At 68.8% G+C, this 11776-nt stretch carries 13 protein-coding genes; all 13 read right to left on the bottom strand.

Going from position 1 to position 11776, the window contains the following annotated elements; all coding sequences use genetic code 11:
• Positions 1-20: 20 nt before the first annotated feature.
• The 13 genes from sctA to spaK all read right to left on the bottom strand — a co-directional run bounded on the left by sctA (position 21) and on the right by spaK (position 11766).
• Entirely contained in the window at positions 21-1196 is a 1176-nt protein-coding gene (sctA, locus tag WNM05_RS11650) for a type III secretion system needle tip protein SctA (protein ID WP_434626748.1), read from the bottom strand.
• Positions 1197-1336: 140 nt separating this feature from the next.
• Entirely contained in the window at positions 1337-2590 is a 1254-nt protein-coding gene (locus WNM05_RS11645; RefSeq protein ID WP_434626746.1) for an IpaC/SipC family type III secretion system needle tip complex protein, read from the bottom strand.
• 19 nt (positions 2591-2609) lie between these two features.
• Positions 2610-4355 carry a type III secretion system needle tip complex protein gene (locus WNM05_RS11640; RefSeq protein WP_434626744.1) on the bottom strand — a complete coding sequence of 582 codons (1746 nt, stop codon included), beginning with the start codon at positions 4353-4355 and terminating at the stop codon, positions 2610-2612.
• Positions 4352-4855, bottom strand: coding sequence for a type III secretion system translocator chaperone SicA (sicA, locus tag WNM05_RS11635; protein WP_434626742.1), 504 nt, complete (start codon positions 4853-4855; stop codon positions 4352-4354). The genes WNM05_RS11640 and sicA overlap by 4 nt, the downstream gene beginning before the upstream one ends.
• Before the next feature lie 118 nt (positions 4856-4973).
• On the bottom strand, positions 4974-6020 hold the full coding sequence (locus WNM05_RS11630; RefSeq protein ID WP_434626740.1) for an EscU/YscU/HrcU family type III secretion system export apparatus switch protein: 1047 nt from the start codon (positions 6018-6020) through the stop codon (positions 4974-4976).
• Between the two features lies 1 nt (position 6021).
• Positions 6022-6789 (bottom strand): type III secretion system export apparatus subunit SctT, encoded by a 768-nt coding sequence (sctT, locus tag WNM05_RS11625; RefSeq protein WP_434626738.1) that lies wholly within the window; start codon positions 6787-6789, stop codon positions 6022-6024.
• A gap of 4 nt (positions 6790-6793) precedes the next feature.
• The gene (locus WNM05_RS11620) at positions 6794-7054 is read right to left on the bottom strand and encodes an EscS/YscS/HrcS family type III secretion system export apparatus protein (RefSeq protein WP_065202245.1); all 261 of its coding nucleotides are present in this window, start codon (positions 7052-7054) and stop codon (positions 6794-6796) included.
• Between the two features lie 27 nt (positions 7055-7081).
• Positions 7082-7744: an EscR/YscR/HrcR family type III secretion system export apparatus protein gene (locus WNM05_RS11615; RefSeq protein ID WP_434626736.1), complete on the bottom strand. Its 663-nt coding sequence runs from the start codon at positions 7742-7744 to the stop codon at positions 7082-7084.
• Positions 7731-8624, bottom strand: a complete 894-nt coding sequence (locus WNM05_RS11610) for a YscQ/HrcQ family type III secretion apparatus protein (protein WP_434626734.1) — start codon at positions 8622-8624, stop codon at positions 7731-7733. The genes WNM05_RS11615 and WNM05_RS11610 overlap by 14 nt, the downstream gene beginning before the upstream one ends.
• The gene (locus WNM05_RS11605) at positions 8624-9646 is read right to left on the bottom strand and encodes a SpaN/EivJ family type III secretion system needle length determinant (RefSeq protein ID WP_434626732.1); all 1023 of its coding nucleotides are present in this window, start codon (positions 9644-9646) and stop codon (positions 8624-8626) included. The genes WNM05_RS11610 and WNM05_RS11605 overlap by 1 nt, the downstream gene beginning before the upstream one ends.
• Positions 9634-10089, bottom strand: a complete 456-nt coding sequence (locus WNM05_RS11600; protein WP_434626730.1) for a hypothetical protein — start codon at positions 10087-10089, stop codon at positions 9634-9636. Before WNM05_RS11600 ends, WNM05_RS11605 begins: the two co-directional genes overlap by 13 nt.
• On the bottom strand, positions 10073-11362 hold the full coding sequence (sctN, locus tag WNM05_RS11595) for a type III secretion system ATPase SctN (RefSeq protein WP_434626728.1): 1290 nt from the start codon (positions 11360-11362) through the stop codon (positions 10073-10075). The genes WNM05_RS11600 and sctN overlap by 17 nt, the downstream gene beginning before the upstream one ends.
• Positions 11359-11766 (bottom strand): SPI-1 type III secretion system chaperone SpaK, encoded by a 408-nt coding sequence (spaK, locus tag WNM05_RS11590; protein WP_434626726.1) that lies wholly within the window; start codon positions 11764-11766, stop codon positions 11359-11361. The genes sctN and spaK overlap by 4 nt, the downstream gene beginning before the upstream one ends.
• Positions 11767-11776: the final 10 nt, after the last annotated feature.

Here is an 11776-nt window from a genome sequence, read left to right as displayed (position 1 = left end):
CGCTTGCTCCCGATCAGGTGTTAGATCTGCAGAAAGGACTTGGCGGTTTCCAGGCAGCTGCTGATGGTGCTGCTCAGGACCTTGACCAGATTGTCGAACAGCGAGTTGGCGTTGCTGTATTTCTGGGTCAGCGTCTGCAAGGTGTTCTTCAGGTTTTCTTCCTGGGCCTTGAAGCCGGACTGCCAGGACTGGAACTTGGCATTGTCCATCTCGACGACGCCCGTGCCCGGCGCCGGGACGTTGTCTTTCATCGTGGTGATCGGCGTGGTGTCGATCACCACCACCCATTTGCCGCCGGTCTGCTGGACGCAGGACCTCGGCAGGCCCATCTCGTCCGCCCACTTTTCGGCAGCGGCCTTGTCCCCGCCCTCGATCGCGCCGTCGCCCTTGGCCTGGGTCGGAAACAGCACGGCAGCCTTGTTCGGCAGCGAGAAATCCTTGATCAAGTCCTCCAGCGCCTTCTTCAGTTCGCCGACGTTGAGCTTGACCTTGTTGCCGTCGCCTCCCGACTCGATCCACTTGCCGATCTTCGCCAAGACCTTGTCGCTGAAGGCCTTGTAGAAATCGGTGTACTGGCCGACGACGTTTTCGTAGATGCCCAGGTAGTTGTCCTTGATCCCGCCTATCGCGTCGGCGATCTCCTTCCACAGCTTGCTGTCCGACATGTCCTCGCCGGTAGGGGCCTTGGCCGAATACAGCATAGGCGCTCCGATGGCGCGGGCCTGCGGCTCGGCGTCGGCGAAGGCGTCTTCCAGCGCCGCGCCCAGATCCTGCTTCTGCTCGGCGCTCATCGCGTAGTCGCTTTGCGCGATGCCCCGCAGATTGCCGTCGAGCAGCCGGGCGCTGACGGTCAGGCTGTTCCTGGCATCGTCCAGTTCGCCGGCCAGCGCTTCGCGCCTGGCGCGCACCGACTCGGCCGACGGCGCTTGCGCGCCGGAAGACGGCGAGCGCTGCTCGGCCAGCTTGATTTCATGGGAGACCTGCCGCTCGACGCCGCGGCGGACGTCCTGCGCGGCGCGGCTCAACTCGTCGGCCTTGGTCCTGGCGGCATCGAGCGCCGGCACGGACGGTCCCTGGGCGACGACGCGCGCGGTCCCGGCGGCGCCGGCCGCGTCCGGACGCGGCGCGTCGGTCCGGACTTCCGGTGCCTGAGGCCGCATCGGCGACATGGAGTTCGAAGTTTGAATGCCGTACATGGGATTCCCCTGCATGGCCAGCATGGGCGCCGTAGCACGTCGGCGACGCTGGCGGGATCAATGGTGCGGAAGCCCGCCCCGGGCGGGCCGGGGCGGCGGGCGGGACGCTGGCGCGCCCCGCCGCTTTCCGATCGGATGGATCAGATGCGGATGTTGCCGGCGATCGCGGCCATCGCCGAGCTCTTGGACTGGCTGATGCCGTCCAGCGTGCGCAGCAGTTCCTGGATGATGCTGTCGGCCTTGCGGCTGCTTTCGCGGGTTTCCTCGGAAGCGGTGCCGGCCACGCGGCTGGAAGCCTGGCTGATCTGCTGCTCGGACTGCTCCAGCGTGGAGGCGTAGCGGCCGGAGCCGCCGGCGATACTGCCGGCCGCGGCCGAGCTGTCCATGATCGCCTTGCCGGTGGTCTGCTTGGCCTGGGCCTTCAGCTTGGTGTCGTCCAGCGCCAGCTGTTCGGCCTGGCTCTTGACCGCCAGACCGTCGGCGGTGCCGCCGAGGGCCGTCTCATGCTGCTTGGCCAGGCGGGCGTTGCTGGACTGCAGGCCGATCTGGTCGCCGGCCATGCCGTCCGCCACGCTGCCCGCGGCGCCGGGCTGCCCGCTCAGCGCGCCAACCTCCGGACGGGCCGCGCCGTTCTGCGGCTTCAGCCCGACCTGCTTCAGGCTGTCGGCGTCCGCGCCCAGCTTGACCGCGTTCTGGCGGCCCAGCGTGGTCTGGATGCTGCGGCCCTCATCGCCGAGCTTGCCGAGCTTGGGCGCGTTGTTCTTCAAGGCGCCGCGCTCGGCGCTCAGGCCGTTCAGGCTCTTCTTGGCGCCGACGCCGGTGATGGCCACCTGGCCGACGCTCTGCACGATGCTGCTGGACAGGTTGGCGATGCCTTCGCGCACCATCGAGGCCGCGGTGGCCTTGGTGGCGTCGAAGCTGACCAGCGACAGCTTGGTGCTCAAGTCGTTGTCGGCGGTGCGCAGCGCCGACATCAGCACGATGGCCTGCGACAGCAGCGCCGCCATCCGGGTGGACAGGCCGCTGATGTCGAAGCCTGCGCCCTTCTCGGCGCTGCGCTGCTCCAGCTCCTTGTCTATCGCCTGCTCCAGCTTGTTGGCGGTGTGCTCGACGCCGGCGGTGAAGCCCGCGTCCTCGCGCTTGGAGGCCAGCCACTCGTGCAGCACGCCGGCGTCCTGCGGCTTCAGTTTCGGCTGGGCCAGGTCCGGCTTGCCGGCCAGCGCGCCGGCCAGTTCGCGGCCCGCGCCGCCGCTCTGGCTCAGGATGGCCTGCAGCGTGCCGACCGAGATCAGCCCGTCCTGCGCGCGCGGCTTGGCTACGCCGTCGGCTTGCTCGGAAACGGCCTGGGACAGGCGGGACGGGAACAGCGGGGAAGAAGTAATGGCGTTATTCATCATCGATTCCTCATATTCTTCAGACGTGGCTCTGACGCAGCACGAAGCGGCCGGCTTCGCCGTTCTGCTGCAGCGCGGCGGACATCGTCGTGGTCAGTTCCTGGGTGATCTTCTGGGTGCTGGCGAACACTTCCACCGCCTGCTTCAGCCATTGCTCGATCTGTTCCATCGCGGCGCGGGCCAGCGTGAAGTCGGCCAGCGCGTCGCTGGCGTTCTTCATGAACACGCCCTGCGCCACATTGCCGCCGGCCTGCGTGGTGGCCTGCGCCACCTCGCCGCCGACCACCACGCGGCCCAGGGTGTTGGCCATCATCTGCTTGGCGGCGGCGTCGGTCTGCAGGCCCATGCTGTTGGCCAGACGCTGGAAGCCCTGGCTCAGCACCTTGCTGCCGTTCTTGGCCAGTTCCTTCATCACCGTGGGCACCATCTTCTTGATGGTGTCGCCCATCAGCTTGCTGAGCGCGCCGCCCAGCTTGCTGGCGGCGCCCTTGCCGACGACGGCCACCACCACCATCACCGCGACCATGGCGACGGCGGCCAGCACCGCGCCGATGATGGAGCCGGCCAGCTCGGCGGTCTTCTTGTCCACCCCCATGCCTTCCAGCGCCTTGGTGATGGCCTTGCCTATCAGGTCCATCAACGGTTTGAGCACCTTGTCCATCAGCGGCTTCAACGCCTCTTCCATGAAGGACACCCCGGTGGTGGCCTTGACCACTTCGTCAGCCACCATCAGCGCGACGCCCACCGCGGCCAGCGCCAGGCTGGCGCCGCCGGTGAATGCCGCGGCCACGACGCTGACCACCGTCAGCACCGCGCCCAGAATCTTGCCAATGCACCCCATGGTGCGATTGAGCTCCTCCGCCTTGCGCACCTCTTCCTGGTACTCGGCGGACTTCTTGTCCATTTCCTTCTGTCGGCCCTCCTGCAACGACTGGAACAAGGCCAGATCGTTTTTCAGGCTCTCTTCGCTGTTCTTGCCGACCAGCTCGACGAAAATCGCCATCAGCATCGTCAGCTTGGCGACATTGGACAGATTGTCCTCGCCGGTCTTGCGCGAGACGTCGGCGCTGACATTGGCGCCCTGCACCTTGCCTGCCAGGTCGTCGGCGATCTTGGCCTTGTCCACGGCGACGATGCGGGCCTTTTCCGCCACGTCCTGGGCCTTGTCGGCCTTCTGCCTGGCTTGCAGCGCGTCGGACGCGGCCTGCTGGCTGGCGGCCTGGGCCTCGGCGTAGCCGGGTTCCTCCGGCGTCATCGCGTCGACCTTGGCCTTGGCGGCGTCCGCCTTCTGCTGCGCGGCGTCGGCGGCCTGCTTGGCGCTGTCGTACTGGCCGGACGCGCCCTTGAAGGCCTCGGTGGCCTCGGCGGCCTCCTTCAGCGCCTGCTGAAACTCGCGGGAGAGCTTGTCGCCCATCTCCACCTGGGCCGCCATCATCGCCCGCCAGGTGGCGATGCGGCTTTCCAGCTGCGACAGCGAGACATCGCCGAGTACCGACATCAGCTGGCCCAGCAGCAGCGTCAACTTGCCGCTGCCGTCCAGCTCCTTCTTGGCCCTGTCCGTCGGCTGGGTCAGCGTCGGCGTGGCGAGATCGCGCTCGCGGACTTGCGCGTCCCCGGCGCCGGCCTTGGTGGCCAGCACCGCCTTCAGCGCCTTGTCCGCGGCGTCCAGGAAGCTGCCGTCCTTGCGGACGCTCTCGAACGCGGTTTCGGCCAGCTTGGGATTGTGCAGATACGCACTGCGGCCGATTGTGCTTGCGTCACTCATGCCTGTTCCTTTTCCTGCTGACGGGACTGCTCGGCCTCCGCTTGCTGCAGACTGTCCAGATACGCCTGGGCCTTGGCGCGCAGCGACTCGTCGTCGCTTTGTTCGAGCACCAGTTCGAAGCACTGCCTGGCCTTGACGGCCTTGCGCATGAACAGCTGGCACTGGCCGGTGAAGAACACCGGCCGGTAGTCGTTCTTGCTCAGCGCGAAGGCGACCGCGTACAGATCGGCCGCTTTCTGGAATTGCTTCTTCAGCTGGCACACCGCCGCCAGGCCCATGATGTAATCGGGGTTGTAGAAGTCGTAGATGCAGAGGAAGCGGAAAAAGGTCTCCGCCTCGTCGAGCCGTCCCTTGTGGTAAAAATCGTAAGCGTGGGCGTACAGGCCTTCCATCATGTCCTGCGGAATCCCGTGCACGTCTTTCAACGTGGCGCCGCCGCTCACGGCCTCCCAGACCATCTCTGCAAAACGGTCGTCGCTGACGTTTTCATTAGCGTCCATCACAAATCTGCTCCTGAGTAAGGTCACCAACCCGGCAGAGCTGGCTGGCGCCCCGGCCTCTCGACCGGGGACACCGTCATTTAACCGCGCCTGCCGGGGTCAAACATTCAGGAATCGCTCACGGTTCGTCGTCGGGACGACCGGCGTTTTCCACTTGTTCCAGCCAGGCCAGCAGCCGCAGCACCTCGTCGACCTCCTCGAGGCTGATGAAGGAGTAGCGGCGGTGGCTGGCGAAAATGCGTCGCGCCAGCGGCACGTCGCGCACCACCGGCACGCCGACCTTCTCGGCGTAGGCGCGCACCGCCAGCGCCCGCTGGTTGGTTTCCATCACCGAGACGAAGGGGATGGGCACCAGCTCCGGCCGGAAATAGATGCCGACGGCGATATGGGTGGGGTTCGCGACGATCAGCCGCGAGTTCTCGATGTCCGACTTCACCTGCTCGGACAGGATTTCCATATGCGCCTCGCGCCGGCGCGACTTGATCTCCGGATTGCCCTCCTGCTCCTTCATCTCGCGCTTCACCTCCTCCTTGTCCATCTTCATGTCCTTCATGAACAGGAAGTATTCGGCGACGGCGTCCAGGATCAGGATCAGCACGATGCAGCCCAGGCAGGTCAGCACCAGCGACAGCAGCAACTCGCGCCAGACCGTCGCGACGTCCATCACGCCGCCGTTCAGCTGGGCGAACAGCAGCGCCTTGTGCTTGCGCCAGATCAGCACCACCGCCACCGCGAAGCTGGCCAGGTACAGCAGCGCCTTCACCGCCTCCTTGATCGTGCGCAGGCTGAACAGCTTCTTGAAGCCGTTGACCGGATTGAGCGCCTCCAGATTGAGCTTCAACGCCTCGCTGGCCAGCACGAAGCCGGTCTGCAGCAGCACCGGCAGCGCCGAGGCGACGACGCACAGCAGGAAGATGGGCAGCAGCAGCTTCAGCCCCAGCCAGAACACCGCCTGGGCGTAGCCGTGCATGTCCTGCTGGAAGCCGCCGGCTATCGCCTGGCGGAAGGCGCCCATCAGCTCCACCAGCGAGCCGAAGGACACCAGGTAGGCGACGCCGCACAGCGTCAGGCAGGCCACCACCAGATCGCGGCTCTTGAAGGACTGGCCCTTCTTGGCCGAATCCTGCAGCCGCTTGCGGGTCGGTTGTTCGGTCTTGTTGGCCATCTCAGCGCACCAGCCAGCCGCCCAGCGCCTCGGGCCGGAAGCCCAGCCGCAGGACCGTGTCCGGCAGCACCGGCGCGAAATACAAGAGCATGATCAGCAGGGCGACGGCACTCTTCACCGTCAGCGATACCGCGAAGGCGTTCATCTGCGGCGCGAAGCGCGACAAGAGTCCCAGCACCGCCTCGGACAGCAGCAGCGCCGCCGTCACCGGGCTGGCCAGCACGATGGACTTGGCGATGATCTGGTTCAGCAGGCCCAGCACCGGCGCCAGCGGCGGCAGGCCGTCGCCGAGCGGGTCCAGCAGCTGGTAGCTCTGCCGCATCACGTCCAGCATCAGCCCCATGCCGCCTCCCTGCAGATAGACGGCGGCGGCGAACAGATTGAACAGATTGGCCAGCTCCGAGGTGTCGACGCCGTTGGCCGGGTCTATGCTGCTGCTCAGCGTGGCGCCGCGCTGGTTGTCTATGATGCTGCCCAGCGCGTGGAAGACCCAGAACGGCCAGGCCAGCAGGCAGCCCAGCAGCAGGCCGACCGCCGCCTCTCGCATCAGCAGCGCCATCAGCGGCAGCGCCTGGAAGGCCGCCTGGGCCAGCGGCGGATGCGGCCACAGGCCCAGCGCCACCATCATCGCCACCGCGGTGCGCACCATGCCGGTCAGCACATTGCTGTTGAGGAAGGGCAGGATGAAGAACACCGGCGCCACGCGGGCGAAGCCCAGCGCCGCCGCCGCCACCCAGCCGTGGACTTCGAAGAACAGCCCGAACTGCATGCGGCTATCCCCTGGCCAGCGCCAGCCGCATCACCTCGCGGCCGAAGGCCAGCAGCGTCTCGCCGTACCAGCCGGACAACAGGAACAGGCACAGGCTGACGCCGAACAACTTGATGCCGAACGGCAGCGTCTGCTCCTGCAATTGGGTGACGGTCTGGAACAGACCGACCAGGAGGCCGATCACGGTGGCGACCACGATGGGCCAGGCCGACATCAGCAACACCAGGTACAGCGCCTTGTTGCCGGCGAAAACCAGATCGTTCATGACAAACCTTTCATGCGGAGCCCGGCGCTAGGTCGCCAGGTCCAGGTATTGCAGGACCAGGCCCTTGGACAGCAACGTCCAGCCGTCCAGCGCGACGAACAGCACCAGCTTGACCGGCACCGATATCGTCACCGGACTCATCATCATCATGCCCAGCGCCAGCAGCACGCTGGAGATCACCAGATCGACGACGACGAAAGGCAGGTACAGATAAAAGCCGATCTTGAACGCGCTCTTGATCTCGCTGAGCGCGTAGGCCGGCAGCAGCGCGAAGATGGACGGCTCCTCGTCGGCCGCCGCCTCGCCGGTCTCGCGCTCGGTCCGCTGCGTCTGCGCCTTCTCGAAAAATTCCACCAGATCGGGGTCGGAATATTTCTTCAGATAGCCGCGGTAGCCGTCCAGGCCGTTTTCGACGAAGCCGCTGACGGCCTCGACGCTGCTGAAGCTGACCCGTTCCTGCTGGTAGTAGCTGTAGGCCTGCTGCGCGATCGGCATCATCACGAACATCGACAGCATCAGCGCGATGCCGTTGAGCGTCATATTGGACGGCACCTGCTGCAGCCCCAGCGCGTTGCGTACCATGACGAAGACGATGGAGAACTTGACGAAGCAGGTGCCGGAGGCGATCAGGAACGGCAGCAGCGTCGAAAACGCCAGCAGCGCGATCAGCGAAATATCATTCGACATCATCCAGCCCGCCCCGCCACTGCGCCAGCTCGACCCCGAGCCTGCCGTCCATCTGCACCAGCTCGCCGCTTCCCAGCAGCGCGCCGTTGGCGCGCACCTCGACGCGGCGCTCGGCGTCGGGCATCAGCGGCAGCAAGCCGCCTTCGCACAGCCGGCGCAACTCGTCCAGCGTCACGCTGCTTTGCTGCAGCACGAACTCCAGCCGCACCGGCAGCCGGCCCAATCCCTCCAGCGGACGCTGTTCCTGCGCCGCTTCCTCTTCATTGCGCCATTCCATGACGATTCCTTCCTCGATGCATCGATAATGTCCGACCAGTCGGCCGTTGCAGCGCACGTCGGCGCCGGTTTCGGCGATCAGCAGCACGTCGCCGGCGCGCACGGTGGCCAGCAGCGCCAGGCTGATGTCGCTGGCGCCGACGATGAAGCTCAGCGGCAGCGGCAGGCCGTCCAGCGCATCGGCGCCGGCGTCCGGCAGCGGCTCGGGCGCCCGCTCCAGCCATACCGGGCCCTGGGCGGTCTGCGCCCGCAGCAGCGGCCGCCGCGGCAGTTCGCCGGCGTCGCTGAAGGCGCCAACCGTCAGCCGGCCGCCGCCCATCCCGGGCATCGGCCACGCCAGCGGCGCCTCGCAGGCGGCGATCAGCCCGGCAGCCTGCTCGTCGCCGCCGGCGGCGCTGGCCAGCACCGCCAGCTCCGGCGCCATGTGCTCCAGCCAAGTCCGCGGCTCCAGCCAGCCGCGCCAGCGGCCGTCGGCGTCCTCCACTTCCAGCCAGCGGCCGATCTGCGGCGGGTACGCCATCTCGGCGTGCCAGCCCTGGGCCGCCCAGGCGGCCGCGACGCGGCGCAGCGCGCGGTCGCGCCCATCCAGCTGTCTCAGTTTCAGCATCAGCCCTCTTCCTCCTCGTCACGCTGCCGGCGCCTGTCCTGCCCGCCGCCGTCCCTGCCGTCCCCGGCCAGATTCCATTGCTGCGGATTGCCGCTCTGCCATTGCTCGCCGAGCCGCTGCTGCACCAGGCTGTCCGACGGCTGCAGCGTCAGCTGCGCCGATCCCGGCGTCGCCTGCACGGTGACGGCGTGGGTGGCGCCCCAGCTCTGGAAGCGGTAGGTCAGGCCGGAGGCTTCCGGCGCCGGTGCCGCTTGCGGCGCGGCCGGCGCGGTCTGCGGCTGCGGTTTCGGCTGTCGCGGCGCTTCGGCCGGAACCTGGGGCGCATCGATTCTGGCCGCCTCCGCCCGCACCGGCGCGGCGGCCGGCGCCGCCTCCGTTTCCGGCTTGCGCGGCGGACGGGCCGGCGCCGGAGGCGGGGCCGCCGGCGTTTCGCCCGCCTGCGGCGCCGTCGCGCGCAGATGCTCTCGCAGCAACGGCTCGAGGCCCTCCCGCTGTTGCGGCCACGCCGCCGGCGTCTCCGCGCGCGGCTCGGCCGCGGCCGGCGCCGGCGCATGCCCCGCCGGCTTCGCCTTGTCGCGCGCCGGCGTCGACGCCGACATCGTTTCCGCCGCGGCTTCGGCCGCCACGTCTTGCAGCCGAAGCGGCAGACGCGCCGCGCCGTGCGCCGAATGCGACGCCGGCATCGGCTGCGCGGCTGCGCCGGCCTGCCCCCGCCGGGCATCGTCCCGATGCGCCGGACCGGCGGCCTTGCCCGTCTCGCCGCGCTGCTGCGCCGGCGTTTCGCCGGACCGCAGGCCGCCGTGCTTCAGACGCAGCGCCGCCGGCGGCGGCGGCTGCCACGGCCATGCCGCCGGCGGCATCGCCTGGTCCGCGCCCGGCTCGTCGCCGGGCTTGCGCGGGTCGCGCTCCGTTTTTTCCGCCAGCCGGCCGGCCTCGCGCTCGAAGGCCTCGGCCACGCCGGCCGTCTCGGTTTGCTGCGCCGGCGCCGCCGCCACAGCGATTGTCGGGATCACCACGTCCATTTCCTCGTCTCCTCCTGCTCGGCCTCCTCGCGACGCAAGCGCGACAGGCTCTCGCGCCGGCGCTGCAGCCGCGCCCAACGCTGGTATTTGTCTTCCTTGCGCAGCCACAGGCTGCGCCGCTCGACCTCCTCGGCGCGCAGCTGCTCCAGCCGCTGCCGTTGCGCCGCCAACTCTCCGTCCTGCAGGTCCAGGTTCTGCAACTGGCGGCGCAGCACCGCCTGCCGGCGCTGCAGCGCGAACAGGCCGCCGCGGTCGAACACCGTCCGCTGCGGTCGCTGCGCCTGCAGCAGCTGGCGCAGACCGTGCCGCTGGCCGGCGATGTCGTCCTGCTCGCGCCGCAAGGCCTCGTCCTCGCGCGCCAGCTTGGCCAGCGCCTGCTCGCTGCGGCGCTGCGCCGCCCGGCAGCGGCCCAGCAAGGCGCCCAGCCTAGCCAGCAAGCTCATCCAGCTCCCTCAGCGTGTCCGCCAGCGGCGCGTCCTCGTCCATGCGCTGGCGCAGCCAGCGCAGCAGCGGCTCGCGCCGCCGCATCGCGTCGTCGTTGTCGGCGTTGTCGCCCGGCCGGTACTCGCCCAGGTCGATGAAGACCTGCAGTTCCTCCAGCCGCGCCAGCAGCCCGCGCGCGGCGGCCGCGGCGCGCTGCTGACCGGCGCCGGTCACCTGGCCCGCCACCCGGCTGGCGCTTCTGAGCACGTCTATCGCCGGGTAATGACCTTGCCCGGCCAGCTTGCGGCTCAGATAGATGTGGCCGTCCAGGATGGAGCGGATTTCGTCGGCCATCGGATCCGGCTCGTCGTCGCTCTCCAGCAGCACCGTGTAGAAGGCGGTGATGCTGCCGTCTCCGGTGGCGCCGGGACGCTCCAGCAGCCGCGGCAGGCTGTCGAACACCGAGGCCGGGTAGCCGCGCCGCGCCGGCGGCTCGCCGGCCGACAGCGCCACGTCGCGCAGGGCGCGGGCGTAGCGGGTCATCGAGTCGACGAACAACACCACCTTCTTGCCCTGGTCGCGGAAGTACTCGGCCACCGTCGTGGCCAGCAGCGCGGCGTTGCAGCGGTCCACCGAGGCGAAGTCCGAGGTGGCGTACACCAGCACGCAGCGGTCTCGCTTGTCCGAGCCGCGCAGCGCCTCGACGAATTCGGTGACTTCGCGGCCGCGCTCGCCTATCAGGCCGACGACGAAGACGTCGGCGTCGGCCCGCTCGATCAGCATGTGCATCAGCATGGTCTTGCCGCAGCCGGCGGAGGCGAAGATGCCGACGCGCTGGCCGACGCCGCAGGCCAGCAGGCCGTCTATCGCCCGGACGCCGGTGGCCAGCGGCTCGCGCACGCCGACGCGGCTGGCGTAAGGCGGCGGATCGGCGTCTATGCCGCGCGCCTCGCCGCCGGCGCCGGCCGCCGGCGCCAGCCTCTCGACGACCCGGCCGGTCGGATCGAGCACCGCGCCCAGCGTGTCCGCGCCGACCCAGGCCGACAGCGTCCGCCCGGTGGGTTGCAGCACCGCCTCGCGCGACAGGCCGCGGGCGTTGCCTATCAGGCTCAGCACCGCGCGCTCGCCGTTCAGGCCGACCACCTGGGCCCGCGCCGTCGCGTCGCGCTCGCGCCAGTTCGCGCGGATCTCGCACAATTCGCCTATGGCGACGCCGGGCAGCGAGGCCTCCAGGATGGGACCGCTGAGCTTGTGCGGGCTGGCCAGGCGGCGCAGCAGCCGCGGCGGCTTCATCTGAGCACCGTCCCGCAGAAGCGCTCCAGGCTGTCGAAGAAGCCGTTCAAGGCCTCGGAGAAGCGCTTGCCGTCGACCAGGCTGGCCGGATCCAACAGCGCCTTCAGTTCGAGCGCGCCGTCGGCTCGCGCCAGTTGCAGCTGGCCGCCGCGCGCGTAGCCGCAGCCTTCCAGCAAGGCGTCCAGCAGCTCGGGCGCGCGTTGCGCCAGCGCCTCGTCGCCGTGCTCGGTCAGCCGGGCCCACAGCCAGACTTCGTCGCCGTCGGCGGCGATGTGGATGCTGGGCAGGTCATGCAGGTCCAGCGCGATGGTGGAATGGCCGTCCAGCTCGCCGAGCAGGCTGGGGTCGCAGCCGCTTTCCTGCAGCGCCGAGCGGACCAGTTGGGCGATATCCAGTGCGAACATAAGCTTGTGT

This window comes from Chromobacterium sp. CV08 (assembly GCF_051129845.1).
In the GTDB taxonomy this organism is placed as follows: Bacteria; Pseudomonadota; Gammaproteobacteria; order Burkholderiales; family Chromobacteriaceae; genus Chromobacterium.
Note: the sequence above shows the minus strand (reverse complement) of the source record. Positions and strands in the feature narration are given on the sequence as shown.